Raw genomic sequence first — 15,936 nt, 5'->3', positions numbered from 1 at the left:
TGGGCTTTCGCGCACCCTTCCGAGTCAGCAGCCCGCAGGTCTCCCACCTGTGCGGTTGCCAGGTGGTCTGGGGACGAGCGCGGTGCAGGTCGGCAGTGCGGGCACGCGTCGACGCCGCCGGCGAGGGCCTGGACGCGGGCTGCCGGAGCAGAGCGCGTGGACAAGCCTCTGGGTGTGTGACCCGCACGATCGCGCTGTGCGGCTGGTGAGCTTTCCCAGGCCCCGGTCGGTCGGGCGGATCAGCGCAGTCCGGCGAAGAGATCGTTCTCGGGTACGGCCGCGCCGGTGGCGTCCTGGACACGTACGAAGGTCTCCATGCCCATCAACTCGCCGAACCTCTCCTTGCCCATCTTGAGGAAGAAGATGTTCTCGCCCTGACTGGCGTGCGCGGCCAACGCGTCGAACTTCTGACCGCTGAACGCGGTGGCGTCCACCCACGTGGTGATCTCATCGTCGGGGAGGCCGATCTCGGCCAGCGCGGCGGCCTCGGCAGGATCCGGCTCCGGCATGTCCTCATGGAACTCGCGCATGATCTCCCCGAACCGCTGCATCATCGAACGGGGCATCGTCGTCCAGTACACCTTTGGTGTCAGCGCGGTCATCTCCAGCGCCGCCATCGTGATGCGGTGGGCCTGGATGTGGTCGGGGTGGCCGTAGAAGCCGTTCTCGTCGTAGGTGACGACCACATCGGGTCGGTAGTGCCGCATGAGTTCCGCGAGTCGGGCGGCGCCTTCCTGCACGGGGGTCTGCCAGAAGGATCCGGGGGCGTCGTTGCTCGGCCAGCCCGTCATCCCGGAGTCGGCATAGTCCAGCATCTCCAGATCGCTGACCTTCAGGACCTCACAGCTCGCCTCGAGTTCTTGACGGCGCATCAGGGCGACGGCCGCCGGATCGTGCCCGGGGTCGCCCGGCTTGACACCCCCCGGTCCGTCACCGCAACCGCCGTCCGTACACGTCACGAGAACCGTGCGGATACCTTCCGCCGCGTACCGCGCCAGGACCCCTCCGGTTCCGGTGGCCTCGTCGTCGGGGTGGGCGTGCACTGCCATGAGCGTCAAGGGCCGGTCAGTCATGAAACAGTCCTCCTGCAGAAATACGTTTTGGTCCAAGTAGCGCGGCGGGCGTACCGCGATCCCGGGGACCGGATCCTGGTGGGGCGGACGACCTTGTGGTCTCCGTGCTCCCCGCCCGTGCGGCGCCGGTCCCTCGACCGATGCAACCGTGCCGACCGGACCTGCTGTTCCCGGCGCGGCCGCTTGGACTTCCAGGCGTCGGGGTTTCAACGCGAACGAGGTACAGGCGCGACCTGTTGTCCTGTCGCAGCGCATCTGTCAGATAGCGAGCCGTTGGCCTGCTGGGATGCCAGGTCGTTTGAGAAGGTGGAGGACGGGGGTTCTCGAACGACCTGGCTTTCGCGGAAGTCGCGCTCTCGATAGAGGCAGAACCTCCGGTAGAGGGGGTCCTGGGTTCCGAGGGCGGTGCAGATCCGTGCGAATCATCGGCTACCACCCGCGGAGTAGAGGAGTGCCGCCATCTGCGCGGTCTCGGCCCGCGGGCTCAGGCGAGGGCGGCGGCCAGCAGGGCGAAGGCGGCGATGATGACGGCGACGCGGACGTAGTGGAAGCGGTCCCAGCGGTTCATCTGCTCCTTCCAGTCCTCGGGCCGGTTCTCGGGGGTCCACGTCTTGCCCCGGTTGTTGATCGGGACGAGCAGCAGGAGCGACATGATCACGCTGAGGATCAGCAGCGCGGCCGCGATGACGACGAGGCCGGCGCCGTCGTGGTGCCATCCGGCGACGGCCCAGACCGCGGCGAGGACGAGCGAGCCGATGTACCAGAACGGCATCACGGCGCCGAGCATCCGGCCCCCGTGGGCGCGGCCGAGCTGGCCACTGTCCTCCGGGAGTGCGTTGAAGATCGGGTTCATGACGAAGGCGACGGAGAACTCCACCCCCACCATCACGCCGACGACGACGGTGGTGAAGACCCCGAGTGCGTTGAGCATGATGACCCCTCCTGAGATCTAGTGTTGCTAGACGATGAGGCAACGCTAGCGCTACTGCCGATCGATTGTCTAGCGGTGCTAGGATCGAACCATGTCGGTACAGGAACGCAAGGAGCGCGAACGGGCGAGCCGCGAGCGCCTCATCGTGACGACGGCCCGCGAACTCGCCGAGCAGCAGGGCTGGGACGCGGTCACCACCCGCCGGCTCGCCGAGCGCATCGAGTACAGCCAGCCCGTCCTCTACAGCCACTTCCGCGGCAAGCGGGAGATCATCGGCGCCGTCGCCCTCCAGGGCGCCACAGAGATGGCCGCCGCGGTGCGGGCCGCGACCGCCGCCGCGGACGGCCCGCGCGAGCGGGTCACCGCCCTCGCGCGCGCCTACCTCGACTTCGCCGCACGCAACCCGGCGGTCTACGACGCCATCTTCCAGCTCGACGGCGGTCTCGCGTACGCACAGGAGGACACCCCGGAACCTCTCAAGGACGCCTTCGCCGCCCTGCTGGAAAGCCTCGGCGAGGTCGCTGGGGACGGCGTCCACCCGGGACTGTTCACCGAGGTGTTCTGGGCGGCCCTGCATGGGCTGGCCACCCTGACCCGGGCGGGACGGCTGCCGCCGGCGGACGCCGAGCGGAGGGTGGAGCTGCTGGTGGACCGGCTCGCCGTGGTCTGACACACCGTCCGAACTGACGGGCAGCCGGGGTCTTCCGGCCCGGCTGCCGGCCTACGGCATCGCATCTGGTCACTCGCGCCCACGCGGCGGAGCCGCAGATCACAGGGACCCCGCGCCCCTGACGGGGCGCCCGCCTCGGAAGCTGCGGCCGGATGATGACACCCACCTTTACGGTTGGGCCGACCTGACGAGTGAGCGCGCTGAGCAGCTGTCCTGTCGAAGCGCATCTGTCAGATAGCGAGTCGTTGGCCTGCTTTCGCGGAGGTCGCGATCTCGAGAGGCGGACCAGTCTTCGACGATTCTCCGCGCCATGTCGAGGGCTCGTCTGGTCTGCCGGTGACGGCGGGCGAGCTGGTCGAGTCGACGCTGGGCGTCGATGACTTCCGGTAGGACGCCGAGCGGGATGTCGTGAGCCTCCGGTCTACAGCCGAGCGTGGCCCGCCGGAGCGGGTGGTCATAGGGTCCGCGGGCATCGTCCCTCGCGCTGGCACGTCCGGCCTCCCGCCGGCCGTTTTGTGGACCCCCAGGGTCAATCCATCACCGCCAAACTTGCCGCCATGCCGAGGTAGGCGCCGATGGTTCAACCCCGATCCACCACAGAACTCCCTTCCCCTGCACGGGCGTTCCGATGACCGCCTCCGCCACGGTCTTGCCGTGCTCGGTGACGACGAGGCGCCGGGAATCCGGCGAGGTGCGCTCCGTCGTGTAGCGGTCCAGCCGGGGGAGGTCTGGTGTGGGGAGCGGGGCGCGCATGTACCGCCACAGATCAGCGCCCGTGAAGCCTGCCTCGGTCAGAGCTGCACGGGTGGCGGGGCGGTGGCGTACCGGCAGGGCCTCAAGACCGACCTTCGGACGCTGGGGCGAGGTCTTCGGCGACGACACCGTCGCCGCCGCGATGATCGACCGCCTCGTCCACCACGCGAAGGTGATCTCGTTCAAGGGCTACAGCTACCGCGAGCGCGGCCGCGACCTCGGACGGGTTCCCGCCGCCAACACCGGGAATGACCAACATCAACTGACGCAGTGGGGGGGGGCACTTTTCACCCGCCGGACCTGGGCCTAGAGCCCTCGCGGGCCCGGCGCTCAGTGCGGGCGGTGACTGAGAAGATCGCCTGGCTGGCACTCCAGTACCTCGCAGAGACGAGTCAGGGTGGTGAACCGCACGGCCCTCGCCCGGCCGTTTTTGAGGATCGACAAATTCACGTGGGTGACTCCAACCCGGTCGGCGAGCTCCGCCAAGGTCATCCCGCGTTCCTCGAGCAGCTGGTCGAGATGAACCTCGATCGCGTGCTCCTGCTTCTCCTCGGACATCAGACTGTTCCGTCGAGGTCTTCGCGCATGGTGATGCCGACGCGCATGATCCGAGCGAAGGACAGGACGCCGAGGCCGGTGAGGATCGCCATGAAGGGAACGTCCCACGACCACAGTCCGGAGACAGCACTGATGCCGCTGTCGCGGCTCAGGGAATCGATGAGAGCCTTTTCGGCCGTGGACACGGCAATCGCGGCGAGCACGCTGCCGACCAGCAGCCACCAGCCCAGCTTGCGCAGCCGCTCCGCGGTCCGTGCGGTGTAGAGGCCGTCGCGCTCCGCACTTCGGATCAGCTGGAGGACGAGCAGGAGTGCTCCGACGGTGAAGACGAAGGGGGTCAGCTGGGTTGCGGTGTTGAGCAGGCTCTGGACCGTACTGGGGGCTTCCGTGCAGTAGTTCGGGTGGGCGTTCAAATTGACCGTGGCTCCCGGTGCAGGTTTGAAGCCCGGGGTCGGCTCCTCGCCGACGCTGGCCGTCGTGGTCGTATCCGCGACGCAAACTGACTTGTCGCCGATGCCGAAGATGTGCACTCCGTCCGCGAACAGCGCGCCGAGCAGGGCCGCGCCCATCAGTACCGCGATCAGCGTCACGGCGGTCATGACCGCCGTCGACATCGGCTCCAGCGGATTACGTACCCTCGCCATGACAGCCCCCGTATCGATTATCGATGTTATCGAAAAACGATACATAGACCAGTGGGGGCTCGGCAACCCTCGCGGCCAAACATGATCATTTCCGTTCTTGACGCAGAGGGATCACGTAGGAGTCACGGGATTGGTCAACAACGCGACGTTGCCCCCGGCGGGCTCCCAGGCCATGCTCGCCCGGGAGCCCGCCGGCAGCTAGTGCCGCCATGCGGGCGTGGCCTGCTTGACCAGCCGGAACGCCGCCTGCAAAGTCGGGATGCGGCACCGTAGCAACACCGCCTCACTCTGCCGACCGGTCCGCCCGTCCACAGGTGGCGGACGGCCCTGACACCCAGGAGCGGCTGATCCGATGGTCCTCGACCTGGTTGTGATCGGTACGGCCGTCACCCTGGGGCCTTTGCACAACAGCGCCTTCATCCTGCTGCTCTCCTCGCGGCACGGCGTTCGCCAGGGCCTGGCGTTCCTGTTGTCGTGGCTGGCCGACCTGATTGCGGTGATCGCCTGTGTGATGCTGCTGACCGGCGGTCAGCCCCCGGCCCGTCACAGCGTGCCCTCGACCGCCGCGATCGGTGCGAAACTCGCCATCGGCCTGGCACTGGTGTTGTACAGCGCACACCGGCACCGCCGCCCGCACAGCCCACACGGCCCGCCACGCTGGACCGCCCGGATCGACAACGCCTCCCCGGCCTCGGCAGCCAGCCTGGCATGGCTGCTGCAGCCCTGGGCACTGGTCGGGGCTGGCGCCGCGACCGCCGTCGACGCGAACCTCTCCACCCCCGCCGACTGGCTCGCGCTGACCGGCTACTGTCTGCTGGCCACACTCAGCCTCATCGTCATGGAGATGTACGTGGTCTGGGTGCCCGCGGTCGCGAACGCCCGGTTGAACGCCCTGCGGAGCTGGCTCGCGCAGCACCAGGAGCAACTGATCGTCACGCTCGCCCTGCTCCTCGGCCTATGGCTGACGGCCCGGAGCATCGCCGAGCTGGTCGCCTGACAGGGACGGCCCCGGCGGCGGCACCCCCACACGCGTCCCCGGTGGTGGGCTGACCTCCCGGAGTATCTTCTGGGAGGGCTTCGGTCGGCTGACCGTCTTGACCATGAGGGTGACGGCAGCGGCTGCGCGCCGCAGGTTGATCTTGTCCATGACCCAGTAGCGGCGAGCCAGTCGGCGGCTTCGGCGTCGGTCACGAGCAGCACCTGCGTCTGGTGGACGGTGCCAGCCTGTACGACGAGGCCGTCTTCTGCCCGGTGTTCTACAAGCTATCGCTCGCGCGGCGGTCTCCCGCGGTTCCAGATCATCGCACCATGCGGGGGGCTCATGCGGGCCGCAGCGCACGCTGCTGGTGGCCGCCCAGGGCGTACCGGGCGGCAGTACACCGCCCGCGTCAAGGTGGGCCGCGCGAACCCGTGCGTCCGGGAGGGGTTGAACCCTGGCCCGCCCAACAACAACCGGGAGCAACGGTGCAGAGCGACCCTCTGGCCAACGAGCTGAAAACCCTGGACGTTCTCGGCGATGACGACGTGCTCGCAGCAAAAACAGCTCTTTGGTGCGTGCTCGGTCTCATGGGCCCTCAACCAGAATTCTGTAAGGCGCTCAGGGACTACCGACGCGCCGTCCTGGTGGCCTGCGCCCGGCACCACGAGGTGCGCCCCAGCGGGACCGTTCCCTCTGTAGCGTGCGACCCCGTCGCTCACCGCGACGGGGCCCGCTCTTGTCACATCTGCGACACGAAGCGTGCACGGCCCATCCACTCCAAGTCACACAGGCGCCAGAATGGCGAGGCTCAAAACCGTCCTTGGGGGGGACCATGCACGCCAGATCCGCACTCATCACCGTCGCCATCCTCGCGACGACACTCACCGCCTGTGCCGGGACAGACCACCAGCAAGGCAAGGCCGAACGTGCCACAGCCGACGCCCCCAGCTCGTCCAAGTCGCCCGACTGCGGCCCCGACTCGACGCTCTCGCAGTCCGACTGGATCGATCAGTGCTCCAGCGCGACACCGACCGACAAGCAGGCGAACACCGAACTCGCGGTCGGCGACACCTTCGCCTACAACGACGGCGCGAAGGTCACCATCGCCAGCATCCGGCGCCTCACCGCGTTCGGCGAGTGGGACGACCGGCCCGATGCCAACCAGACCGGCTACCGCGTCACCTGGACCATCCTCAACGGCACGAAGAAGCCGCTCGACATGGATCAGTGGTCCGAGACAGAGCAGGGAGCCACGAACGGCGGCGATGTCACCCTGCTGTCCATAGACAAGGGCTCCCGGTCGATGACGGGCCGCATCGCCCCGGGACAGACCGGCACCTTCACCAGCGAGGGCGCCCTGGACAAGACGAACGGCACGAAGATCGTCATCACCATGACCCGCATGGACGAACAGGCCGATCTCCTGGCCGAAGACCCGCACTGGACCGGAACGATCAAGTAGTGCGCCGCTTTCGCCAGCGACGAGCCGACCACCAGGTGGGCCGGTAGATCTGCCACAGCGTCGGCAGGTACCAGAGATCGTCGCGGCACGCCTGGATGAACGCTCCGAGAGCCTCTCCGAAGGCCTTGCTGTCTTCTCGGGGCGTGGAAGGCGATCGTCGAGCAGTACAACCGCAACACCTCGGCCCCCTCGTCCTGGACTGCGAGACCCTGTACTTCAACTCCACCAGCACCGTGGCCGACCACTACGCGCGCATGCTCCAGCTCCAGACCTGGGCCCGCGAGGTCGCCCCCGACCAGGTCATCGGCTGGTACGGCCTGCTCAACAACACCAGCAGCGCCAACTACCCCTACTACCGGGACCTGATCGCCGCCGACCCGAACGCCGCCTTCTTCCCCTCCCTCTACACGTCCTCGGTCAGCGAGACGGACTGGAACACCACGCTCACCGCGGACATCGCCAAGGCCGAGGCAGTCGACCCGGACGTGCCGCTCCTCCCCTACATCTGGCCGCAGTACCACGGCGGTTCGACCCCCACGAGCCTGGACTACACGTTCATCCCCGCACCGCAGTGGTCCGTGCAGCTCGCCACTCTGCGCGAACTCAGCCTGCCGGGCGCGGTCGTCTGGGGCGGCTGGGCGATCAGCGAGACCTGCGACGACGCCTGCCAGACCGAGGCGCCGACCGCGGGCTGGCTCGACGCCACCCGCTCCTTCCTCGCCGAGACAGCCACCCCGCACACCGACCTCGCCCTGGGCAGGGCCGCCACCGCCTCCAGCGTCAAGGCATCGGGCCGCGAGCCCGCCCTGGCCGTGGACGGTGACGCGACCACCCGCTGGGGCAGCGCGTACGCCGACCCGCAGTGGATCAGCGTCGACCTGGGCGCCACGTACGAGATCACCGGCGTGCGCCTGATGTGGGAGACCGCCTACGCCGGCGCATACGAGATCCAGACCTCGACGGACGGCACCACCTGGGCGACACTGCACTCCACCACGGCAGGCAGCGGCGGCGTCGAGCTGATCGACAACCTCACCGGAACCGCCCGCTACCGGGATTCATTCGCAGTGCTCCGGCCTTCAGGCCGGGGGTGAAGCGAACCTGATGGTGGCGACGCGGAGCGTCGCGGATTCCGGTCCGGCGGAGCCGGACTCCGCGTATTCACCACCGTGGCGCGGAGCGCCGCGATGGCTGGTCCGGCGGAGCCGGGCGATGCTCACACCGGCCGGTTCTGCTGTTCGATGTACTGCTTGACCACCGAGAGCGGGACGCCGCCGACGGTGCCGGCGAAGTAGGAACCGGACCAGAGCTTGTTGGCCCGCCAGTAGTGGCCTGCCAGGTCGGGGAACTCCTGGCGCAGTCGGCGGGAGGAGACGCCCTTGAGGGAGTTGACGAGTTTGGTGACGGCGACCTTGGGCGGGAAGTTCACCAGGAGGTGGACGTAGTGGTCCTCGCCGTCGAACTCCACCAGCTCGCACTCGAAGTCCGCGCACACCGACCGCATGATCTCCTCCATGCGGGTCAGATGAGCATGGGTGAGCACCTTGTGCCGGAGCTTGGTCACGAAGATCAAGTGCGCATGCGTCAGTGCCCGTTTCTCAACCTCCGGTATGGATCTTTGGGCAGGTCTAGTCTGGTTTGGTGGCCGAGATCAACGGGCCTGTACGCGGACGGCGTTGCCCGGGCTGCGGTGACTGGCTGAGTCCGGATGCCGGCCTGCGGGCGGTGTTCTGCTCGGGGGTGTGTCGTTCCAGGCAGTGGCGTCGGCTGCGGCGGGTGAAGTTGCGGGCGGCCGCTCTGGAGCGGGACGAAGGCCGGCGGGTGTGCCCGGTGTGCGGGGCGGTCTGGGTGGCCGGGGTGGATCACCGCCGCAATGCGGTGTACTGCTCGCCGCGGTGCCGCCGGAGGGCATGGGCGGCGCGGAAGGAACCGTTCGCCCAAGCGTCCGGATAAACGCTTCCGCGAACGGTTCATGTGTCCGATTTGCTTTCGAATGGTCAGTAGCTGTCATAGCTGGTGTTGGATCTCGAAGTGGGTTGACTCTGGCGGGAGTTGGGCCGGGGTGTTGTCGCTGGTGGTCCGGTCTGCCGGGCCCTTGCTCCTGAGAGATGGTGAAGGGTTATGCCCACCGCCGTGATCGGCCGCATATCCCGCGAGCGCTACGAGCAGATCATTGCTGCCGACCGGGAACTGGTCGGGCAGATGCAGCGCATCCAGTTCACCATCGGTGACCACGCCAATGAGATCGAGCCGGTGCAACAGGTCGGCGGCGCGCATCCGGCCCCGGCGAGGACCTGTCCGGCGTCGACGCCTCGTTGCAGATCTATGCCGATGACTTGGGGCTGTCGCTGAGTACGGTCCGCAGCTACCGGTACGCCGCCCACCGCTGGCCCGAAGAGCAGCGTCGTCACGGCGTCTCCCACAAGGTCCACTACATCCTCGCGGCCATCCCGGACGACGCAGAGCGCTTCGAGACGATCGCCGCGCCCCCGTTGGACGAGCGCGCCCGGGTGCGCCGCTGGACGACGGACCTGGCGAAGAAGCATGTTGGGCAGCGCCCGGACCGTCCTGAGACGGTGCCGCAGAAGGTGGCGGCCATCCACCGCCTGGCCGACGACGACGAGGTCGCGGCCCAGGTGGCTACGGACATGCTGCGCCGTCCGGCGGTGGCGGCCAAAGTCATCACGGACGACACCGCCCAGCACATGGTCAACAAAGCGCAGACCACGCAGCACAAGACGGAGATTGTCCACGACCTCATCGAGGACGACACGGTCGCGGCGCAGGTCGCCTCGGACGTGCTGCGCCGACCGGAGGTCGCGTCCCGGGTGGTCGCCGACGACACTGCCCGGCACGCGGTGAACCGGGCGCAGACCGACCGATCCCAGCAGCAGGCGGACGCCTTCCGCCGCCAGACGCCGGCGGGGCGGACGGTGCGGAAGATCGAGCGGACCGAGGAGTTCCTGGACCTGGTCGGCGCCTGCCACCGGTTCGTGTCCGCCTGCGGGAAGACGGTTCCCCAGCTGCGCGACCGGCACCTGTCGGACGACGAGCGGGCCGTCCTGGCGCAGAATGTGGCCCGTTGCCGGGCCGTCCTGGACTGGATCGAGACCGCCGCCGAGACCGGCGAGGTCGACATGGACGAGGAACTCGCCCGCATCCTGCGGGGCGAGTAACCGTGGCCAAGCGCTCCCCGACCGCGGAGCGCCACGCCGACCTGATCCGCACCGCCCTGTTCGAGGTCGCGCCCGCCGGCATGGTCCTGGGCCGGCTGATGGGCTCGTGCGAACTCAGCCGCTGGCAGACCAGACGGGGGCTGGCCACGCTGCGCGACCTGTGCGCCGAACGCAGCTGGCCACCCGTCATCTGGACGCGTGACCTGGGCTATCACTTCTGCGCGAGCAAGGCCGAGCTGGCGGAGTGGGAGCGTGCCTGGCTCAGCGAGAAGCTCACCCAGTTCCGCCGGATGATCACGGGCACGATCGGCCCGCACCTGGCCCTGTTCCCCAAAAGCACGTGGGCCGGCTACCTCAGCGACCAGATGAAGGCGATCGAGTCGAACCTCGCGATGGCCGCCCGGCCACCGCGCTGACCCCGCTTCACGGCCACGACGCTCACCGAAGAAACAGGAGACCGGGGTCCGGTCCACGCGTCCGCAACGCTCCCCACCCGGGCCGGGCCCCACCCCCTGATGCGCGAGCCCCGCTACCCCTCCGACATGACCGATGCCGAATGGCGCCTGATCGAGCCGCTGTTGCCCGTCCCGGCCTGCCAGAAGCCGACCGGCGGACACCCCGAGGCCCACCCCCGGCGGGAGATCGTCGACGGCATCCGCTATCTGGTCGATAACGGCATAAAATGGCGCGCGATGCCAGCTGACTTCGCGCCCTGGCGGACCATCTACGGGTTCGCACGGCGCTGGTCCGCCACCGGAATCATCGGCGTCATCCGCGACCATCTCCGCCGCCGGGTCCGTCTCGCCAGCGGGAAAACACCCCGTGCCGCTTCGGCGATCGTCGACTCCCAGAGCATCAAGGCGTCCGAGACCGTCGGCAAAGACACCCGGGGATGGGACGAAGCCAAAAAGATCAACGGGCGGAAAAGGCACCTGATCTGCGACAACAGAGGTCTGGTGCTCCTGGTGATGGTGACCGCGGCGAACGTGACCGACCGCGACGCGGCGAAGGAGCTGCTGTTCCGCCTCGCTCTCATCCACCCCGAGATCGCCATCGTCTGGGCCGACTCCGCCTACGCCGGAAAGCTCGTGACCTGGGCCAAGACCTACCTCGACATCACCATCAAGACTGTCCGCCGCCCACCGGAGGCGAAGGGCTTCGTCGTCCTTCCCCGCCGCTGGGTGGTCGAGCGCTCGTGGTCGTGGATCATGCGGGCCCGCCGACACTGCCGCGACCACGAACGACTCCCCGAGATGAGCGAAGCATTGATCACCTGGGCCGCGATCACGCTCATGACCCGGCGGCTCACCCGCCGCGCGAATCGTCCAGCCGAACGCCGCGACACTGCCCACGACTACGTGATGCCAGAAGCCGCCTGAGCCGACAGTGCTCGTCCAGCAGTCGTTGACTCTGCTCGATCAGCGTCTGAGCCGTCCACCGCAACTTGCGCGACAACTCACACGTCACGTCCAGCCGCTCCCCCAGAGCGGTCCGTTCCGCTTCCACCACCACGCGGACCGGATACCCACAACACGTGCCGCCATGTCGGCCTCAGACGCAGGCTCTCCAGTGCGCTGTGCTTGTGCCCCGGGACTGCGCCCGTCGACCGGGCCGTGTCGGCTTCGCACCTGCCCGCGTCACTGTTCGAAGCCGACTGTCTCACCCTCGAACGCGCGGAAATCTGTGTTTGTTGGAGTAGACATTGGGATGGGAGCGTGGTTATGGTTTCTCTCGTAGCCGAGATCAAACAGGGCCTGGCAGACACGAACTGCCGGGCAGCACTACAAGCAGGTGCAGTACGCAGGACGGTGCGGTGGTGGAGTTGCGAAGCCAGGGTTGTTGCAGGACGGCGACGGGACTGGCGACCGGACCGGGTGGCCCGCAGTGATCAGGAGCCGCCGTGAGCAGGACCGCGGTTGACGCGGTGGCAGTACCCGTAAGTGCAGTTCGCGGTACCCAGCAGTGAAGTCAGTGAGCAGCACCTCGGTGAAGGCGTCGGCTGCGGACGCGCGCACCGGGAGGTTCGGCAGTGGGGTTCCAAGCCAGAGTAGACGCAGGACGGGCGACGGGGCTGGCTGCCGAAGAGTGGCGCTGTCACAGGCCGCTGAGCAGTTCGCATCACCAGCAGTACGCAGTACCCACTTGTAGGCAGTTGATCCCAGAGGGAAGAACGGAGGAGCCGAGCGCCATCAGGATCGCCCGGGCCGACATCTTGAACCCGGGTACCGCAGGACATCGATAGTGAGGTGGTCTCCGGTCAAGCAACCGCGATCCCAGCACCCCCGACAGCATCAAGGTCAGGGCTGCGGAAACAGACGGCCGACGCCCTGTCAGGGTCGGCAGATGGTGTAGCAGTTCCTTCGGGGCCTTGGTGCCGTACGGCACCAAGGCCCCTCGACGCGTTCCACAGAGAGGTGCAGATGACAGCAGACGACTCGTTCGGCCGTATCGACGACGAGGACTACCCCGCCTACACGATGGGCCGGGCCGCCGAACTTCTCGGCACCACCCAGGGCTTCCTCCGCGCCATCGGCGAAGCCCGCCTCATCACCCCGCTCCGCTCCGAAGGCGGACACCGCCGCTACTCCCGCTACCAGCTGCGCATCGCCGCCCGCGCCCGGGAACTCGTCGACCGCGGGACCCCCATCGAGGCCGCCTGCCGCATCATCGTCCTCGAAGACCAGCTCGAAGAAGCCCAGCGCATCAACGCCGAACACCACCGCACCGCCCAATCAGCGGACCCGACGGCCACGGCCTGAAACGGCTATGCCCTGAGGGCTCGCCCAGGAGCTTCGCGGCTGCCGCCCACGCATGCTGCTCGGAACGCAGGCGTTCCGGACAACTTCGTCTTTTGCGGACACCAAACGGCGACCGTCGCGCCGGCTGTGGCACACCCTGTCCGGGACAATAGGCGAGCCCGATTTCCGGCAGTTCCGGACAGGTGTCCGCGGCGAGTCGCCGACAAGGGTGGTGAAGGCGCTGAGCGGTAGGAACAGCCAGGCTGAACGCTGGACCTTCCTGACTAGCCATGCACGGGTACTGCTGACCCTTGCCCGCGACCCGACCGCGCGGCTACGGGACATCGCCGCAGCATGCGGGATCACCGAACGCACTGTCCTGGCCATCGTGACCGACCTTGAACAGGCCGCCTACCTACATCGGGAACGCATCGGCCGACGCAATCAGTACACCCTCCACCTGGACGGATCGTTCCGGCACCCAGCGGAGGCCGACATGCCCATCCGCGTCCTCTTGGAACTCTTCACCGGCCGCGAAGAAGGAGCCGCACCACCCCCGCCGCGCAAAGCACTGCCGCCACAAGGAGAACCCAAGGCACAGCCCCGGCCTGACTAACGCCTGCACAGGCCGTCCAGCGTGCGGCCGACCAGCACGAACGACCCACGGCCCTGACACTTGGCCAATGGCATGCCCGCTTCAGGAACAGGCACTCACGCAAATACAGTGTCGGCCAGTTCTGATCTTCTGCATGCCGCCGGTAACTCAAGTGTCTAGCGTGACGGTCATGCAGCTTCGGTACAGCTTCCGCCTGTACCCGGACTCCGACCAACGCGCCGCGCTGGCGAGGGCGTTCGGGTGCGCCCGCGTCGTGTTCAACGACGCCGTGCGCGCCCGCGAACACGCCCACACAGCGGGCGAGGCCTTCCCGACGGCCGGCGAGTTGTCCAAGAAGTTGATCACCGCTGCGAAGCAGACCACTTCACGGGCCTGGCTGGGCGAGGTCTCCTCAGTGGTGCTCCAGCAGGCGCTGCGCGACGCGGAGGCTGCCTACAAGAACTTCTTCGCCTCCCTCAAGGGCCAGCGGCAGGGCGCGAAGACGGGTGCGCCCCGCTTCAAGTCCCGCAAGGACAACCGGCAGTCGATCCGCTTCACGGCCAACGCCCGCTGGTCGATCACCGACTCCGGGCGGCTGAACCTGCCCAAGGTCGGCCCGGTGCGGGTGAAGTGGTCACGGACCCTGCCCACCCCACCCAGCTCGGTCACCGTGATCAAGGACGCGGCCGGACGGTACTTCGCCTCCTTCGTCATCGACACCAACCCGCACGCCGACGCCACCCGAATGCCCGACACCGACCAGACCATCGGCATCGACCTCGGCCTGACCCATTTCGCGGTCCTGTCCGACGGCACGAAGATCGACTCCCCGCGGTTCCTGCGCCGCGCGGAGAAGAAACTCAAGAAGGCCCAGCGGGAGCTGTCCCGCAAACAGAAAGGCAGCAAGAACCGCGAGAAGGCCCGCCTCAAAGTCGCCCGCGCCCACGCGAAGGTGACCGACGCGCGCAAAGAATTCCACCACCAGCTCTCCACCCAGCTGATCCGCGACAACCAAGCGATCGGCGTGGAAGACCTGGCAGTCAGGGGACTCGCGCGCACCAGACTGGCCAAGAGTGTCCACGACGCCGGATGGGCGCAGTTCGTGACCATGCTGGAGTACAAGGCGGCCCGGTACGGCCGGACCCTGGTCAAGACCGGCCGGTTCGAGCCCACCAGCCAGGTCTGCTCGGCCTGCGGGGCCAAGGACGGACCCAAGCCCCTGCACGTACGGTCATGGACCTGCACCGCCTGCGGTGCGGTCCATGACCGCGACCACAACGCCGCGATCAACGTCAAAACGGCCGCCGGACTGGCGGTTGCAGCCTGCGGAGCGCCGGTAAGACCAGGACTCGTCCCGGCACAGCGCGAAGAAACAGGAAGCCACGGATCCCCGCCCGAACCCCGTGCCGCGTAGCGGCACAGCAACGGACGAGAAGACCAGAATCCCCGGGCTTCAGCCCGAGGAGCAAGTCAATCGCTGTGGGACTTCGAAGGTGTACGGCACGGCGGTGGGCTGAGCCCGGAACAGCCCCAAGCAGCCCACGCGGCACGGAGCCCCGGCCGGGTCGGCGAACGCAGGTGCGCGGACGGCCATCAGCCGACGAGGGGGCCGATTGCGGAACCCTGGCCGCGTCCGACGATGAGGTCATCTTCCCAATACCCCGGAACTGTACGGTCGTTGACCTCGACGGGTCGGTCGTGGATGAGCGTCATGTTCTTGATCTTGTTCAGGGTGGCAACGCCTCGGCGTTGCTTCTTGCGTCGGTGAAGTGCGACCGACCACCGCGTCGCCACCCTGATCCAGGTGATCTGCCTGGCCCCGCTGGTGTTCCGCCTGATCAAGCACCAGGCCAGGCGGGCATTGGGCCCGCAGCACACGATGACCGGTCTCTACCCGGACAGCCGCCGGGTGCGGCCCACCGGCCGGATGGTCCCCTACCCCCTCGACGAACTGACGCTACGGATCGGCCACGCGGCAGCCCCGCCCCCCCCGTCCAGATCACCCGAGGAGTCCAGCTCCATGGCTGAAACGCCTCAGCCGGCGGATGAGCGCTTCAGGCGGCGAGCTGGTTCGCGGAGAGCAGCCAACTCCAGCGCCGGCGCTCCGTGACGACGGTCGCGGCGGCCAGTACGGTCACGGGCACCGCCGCCCAGGCAGGCCAGGCGAACCAGGAGGAGATCACGGCAGCGGCCAGCTGGAGCAGCACCAGCAGGATCGTGGCCCATCCCGGCACCGCGATGATCACGTTGGCCTTGTCCCCCGGGGTGGACAAGAGGGTCGGAAGACCGATCAGGACCACCACGGACAGGGCGGCCAGCAGCCACGAGTGCTCGGCCAGGGCCCAGGGGGTGGCCAC

18 protein-coding genes and 1 pseudogene are annotated in these 15,936 nt (G+C 68.0%); 12 read left to right on the top strand and 7 right to left on the bottom strand.

Going from position 1 to position 15,936, the window contains the following annotated elements; all coding sequences use genetic code 11:
* Positions 1 to 239: 239 nt before the first annotated feature.
* Together OIC96_RS46690 and OIC96_RS46685 are read right to left on the bottom strand one after the other, a co-directional pair.
* Positions 240 to 1,073, bottom strand: a complete 834-nt coding sequence (locus OIC96_RS46690; protein ID WP_330301987.1) for a PIG-L family deacetylase — start codon at positions 1,071 to 1,073, stop codon at positions 240 to 242.
* Positions 1,074 to 1,557: 484 nt separating this feature from the next.
* Positions 1,558 to 2,004: a DUF1772 domain-containing protein gene (locus OIC96_RS46685; RefSeq protein WP_330301988.1), complete on the bottom strand. Its 447-nt coding sequence runs from the start codon at positions 2,002 to 2,004 to the stop codon at positions 1,558 to 1,560.
* 91 nt (positions 2,005 to 2,095) lie between these two features.
* Here OIC96_RS46685 and OIC96_RS46680 point away from each other — a divergent pair, with 91 nt between their 5' ends.
* Together OIC96_RS46680 and OIC96_RS46675 are read left to right on the top strand one after the other, a co-directional pair.
* A complete protein-coding gene (locus OIC96_RS46680) occupies positions 2,096 to 2,674 on the top strand; it encodes a TetR/AcrR family transcriptional regulator (RefSeq protein WP_330301989.1) in 579 nt (192 codons plus the stop codon).
* Positions 2,675 to 3,479: 805 nt separating this feature from the next.
* Positions 3,480 to 3,737, top strand: a complete 258-nt coding sequence (locus tag OIC96_RS46675; protein WP_330301990.1) for an ATP-binding protein — start codon at positions 3,480 to 3,482, stop codon at positions 3,735 to 3,737.
* Between the two features lie 20 nt (positions 3,738 to 3,757).
* Here OIC96_RS46675 and OIC96_RS46670 read toward each other — a convergent pair whose 3' ends face one another.
* Both OIC96_RS46670 and OIC96_RS46665 read right to left on the bottom strand, forming a co-directional pair.
* Positions 3,758 to 3,985: a helix-turn-helix domain-containing protein gene (locus OIC96_RS46670; protein WP_330301991.1), complete on the bottom strand. Its 228-nt coding sequence runs from the start codon at positions 3,983 to 3,985 to the stop codon at positions 3,758 to 3,760.
* A complete protein-coding gene (locus OIC96_RS46665; protein ID WP_330301992.1) occupies positions 3,985 to 4,629 on the bottom strand; it encodes a DUF2975 domain-containing protein in 645 nt (214 codons plus the stop codon). The genes OIC96_RS46670 and OIC96_RS46665 overlap by 1 nt, the downstream gene beginning before the upstream one ends.
* 352 nt (positions 4,630 to 4,981) lie before the next feature.
* Between OIC96_RS46665 and OIC96_RS46660 the strand changes: the two genes are divergently transcribed.
* From OIC96_RS46660 to OIC96_RS46650, 3 genes are all read left to right on the top strand, one after another.
* Positions 4,982 to 5,626: a GAP family protein gene (locus OIC96_RS46660; protein ID WP_330301993.1), complete on the top strand. Its 645-nt coding sequence runs from the start codon at positions 4,982 to 4,984 to the stop codon at positions 5,624 to 5,626.
* A gap of 814 nt (positions 5,627 to 6,440) precedes the next feature.
* Positions 6,441 to 7,070: a hypothetical protein gene (locus tag OIC96_RS46655; protein ID WP_330301994.1), complete on the top strand. Its 630-nt coding sequence runs from the start codon at positions 6,441 to 6,443 to the stop codon at positions 7,068 to 7,070.
* Between the two features lie 143 nt (positions 7,071 to 7,213).
* Positions 7,214 to 8,164, top strand: a complete 951-nt coding sequence (locus OIC96_RS46650; RefSeq protein ID WP_330301995.1) for a discoidin domain-containing protein — start codon at positions 7,214 to 7,216, stop codon at positions 8,162 to 8,164.
* A gap of 122 nt (positions 8,165 to 8,286) precedes the next feature.
* Here the strand turns inward: OIC96_RS46650 and tnpA are convergent, their stop codons facing one another.
* Positions 8,287 to 8,682: an IS200/IS605 family transposase gene (tnpA, locus tag OIC96_RS46645; protein WP_330309948.1), complete on the bottom strand. Its 396-nt coding sequence runs from the start codon at positions 8,680 to 8,682 to the stop codon at positions 8,287 to 8,289.
* A gap of 509 nt (positions 8,683 to 9,191) precedes the next feature.
* On the opposite strand from tnpA, the gene OIC96_RS46640 reads away from it, so the two are divergent.
* The 7 genes from OIC96_RS46640 to OIC96_RS46610 all read left to right on the top strand — a co-directional run bounded on the left by OIC96_RS46640 (position 9,192) and on the right by OIC96_RS46610 (position 14,993).
* Positions 9,192 to 9,422, top strand: coding sequence for a hypothetical protein (locus tag OIC96_RS46640; protein ID WP_330301996.1), 231 nt, complete (start codon positions 9,192 to 9,194; stop codon positions 9,420 to 9,422).
* The gene (locus tag OIC96_RS46635; RefSeq protein WP_330301997.1) at positions 9,407 to 10,246 is read left to right on the top strand and encodes a DUF6192 family protein; all 840 of its coding nucleotides are present in this window, start codon (positions 9,407 to 9,409) and stop codon (positions 10,244 to 10,246) included. The genes OIC96_RS46640 and OIC96_RS46635 overlap by 16 nt, the downstream gene beginning before the upstream one ends.
* A 2-nt stretch (positions 10,247 to 10,248) precedes the next feature.
* A complete protein-coding gene (locus OIC96_RS46630) occupies positions 10,249 to 10,662 on the top strand; it encodes a RacP protein (RefSeq protein ID WP_330301998.1) in 414 nt (137 codons plus the stop codon).
* A 99-nt stretch (positions 10,663 to 10,761) separates the two neighbouring features.
* On the top strand, positions 10,762 to 11,625 hold the full coding sequence (locus OIC96_RS46625) for an IS5 family transposase (protein WP_330301999.1): 864 nt from the start codon (positions 10,762 to 10,764) through the stop codon (positions 11,623 to 11,625).
* A gap of 1,041 nt (positions 11,626 to 12,666) precedes the next feature.
* Positions 12,667 to 13,005: a helix-turn-helix domain-containing protein gene (locus OIC96_RS46620; RefSeq protein WP_330302000.1), complete on the top strand. Its 339-nt coding sequence runs from the start codon at positions 12,667 to 12,669 to the stop codon at positions 13,003 to 13,005.
* 52 nt (positions 13,006 to 13,057) lie between these two features.
* Positions 13,058 to 13,600: a helix-turn-helix transcriptional regulator gene (locus tag OIC96_RS46615; RefSeq protein ID WP_330302001.1), complete on the top strand. Its 543-nt coding sequence runs from the start codon at positions 13,058 to 13,060 to the stop codon at positions 13,598 to 13,600.
* A 169-nt stretch (positions 13,601 to 13,769) separates the two neighbouring features.
* Positions 13,770 to 14,993, top strand: coding sequence for an RNA-guided endonuclease InsQ/TnpB family protein (locus tag OIC96_RS46610; RefSeq protein WP_330302002.1), 1,224 nt, complete (start codon positions 13,770 to 13,772; stop codon positions 14,991 to 14,993).
* Between the two features lie 185 nt (positions 14,994 to 15,178).
* Here OIC96_RS46610 and OIC96_RS50015 read toward each other — a convergent pair.
* Together OIC96_RS50015 and OIC96_RS46600 are read right to left on the bottom strand one after the other, a co-directional pair.
* Positions 15,179 to 15,343: pseudogene (locus tag OIC96_RS50015) on the bottom strand (IS30 family transposase); the annotation flags it as partial.
* Between the two features lie 290 nt (positions 15,344 to 15,633).
* The gene (locus OIC96_RS46600) at positions 15,634 to 15,936 is read right to left on the bottom strand and encodes a hypothetical protein (protein ID WP_330302003.1); all 303 of its coding nucleotides are present in this window, start codon (positions 15,934 to 15,936) and stop codon (positions 15,634 to 15,636) included.

Source organism: Streptomyces sp. NBC_00775 (assembly GCF_036347135.1).
In the GTDB taxonomy this organism is placed as follows: domain Bacteria; phylum Actinomycetota; class Actinomycetes; order Streptomycetales; family Streptomycetaceae; genus Streptomyces; species Streptomyces lutosisoli.
Note: the sequence above shows the minus strand (reverse complement) of the source record. Positions and strands in the feature narration are given on the sequence as shown.

Excerpts from the sequence above, each read along its gene's own strand:
- OIC96_RS46610 (WP_330302002.1), top strand. The coding sequence starts at position 13,770 with ATGCAGCTTCGGTACAGCTTCCGCCTGTACCCGGACTCCGACCAACGC.
- OIC96_RS46665 (WP_330301992.1), bottom strand. The coding sequence starts at position 4,629 with ATGGCGAGGGTACGTAATCCGCTGGAGCCGATGTCGACGGCGGTCATG.
- OIC96_RS46690 (WP_330301987.1), bottom strand. The coding sequence starts at position 1,073 with ATGACTGACCGGCCCTTGACGCTCATGGCAGTGCACGCCCACCCCGAC.
- OIC96_RS46670 (WP_330301991.1), bottom strand. The coding sequence starts at position 3,985 with ATGTCCGAGGAGAAGCAGGAGCACGCGATCGAGGTTCATCTCGACCAG.
- OIC96_RS46615 (WP_330302001.1), top strand. The coding sequence starts at position 13,058 with ATGCTGCTCGGAACGCAGGCGTTCCGGACAACTTCGTCTTTTGCGGAC.
- OIC96_RS46680 (WP_330301989.1), top strand. The coding sequence starts at position 2,096 with ATGTCGGTACAGGAACGCAAGGAGCGCGAACGGGCGAGCCGCGAGCGC.
- OIC96_RS46655 (WP_330301994.1), top strand. The coding sequence starts at position 6,441 with ATGCACGCCAGATCCGCACTCATCACCGTCGCCATCCTCGCGACGACA.
- OIC96_RS46625 (WP_330301999.1), top strand. The coding sequence starts at position 10,762 with ATGCGCGAGCCCCGCTACCCCTCCGACATGACCGATGCCGAATGGCGC.
- OIC96_RS46685 (WP_330301988.1), bottom strand. The coding sequence starts at position 2,004 with ATGCTCAACGCACTCGGGGTCTTCACCACCGTCGTCGTCGGCGTGATG.
- OIC96_RS46620 (WP_330302000.1), top strand. The coding sequence starts at position 12,667 with ATGACAGCAGACGACTCGTTCGGCCGTATCGACGACGAGGACTACCCC.
- OIC96_RS46640 (WP_330301996.1), top strand. The coding sequence starts at position 9,192 with ATGCCCACCGCCGTGATCGGCCGCATATCCCGCGAGCGCTACGAGCAG.
- OIC96_RS46660 (WP_330301993.1), top strand. The coding sequence starts at position 4,982 with ATGGTCCTCGACCTGGTTGTGATCGGTACGGCCGTCACCCTGGGGCCT.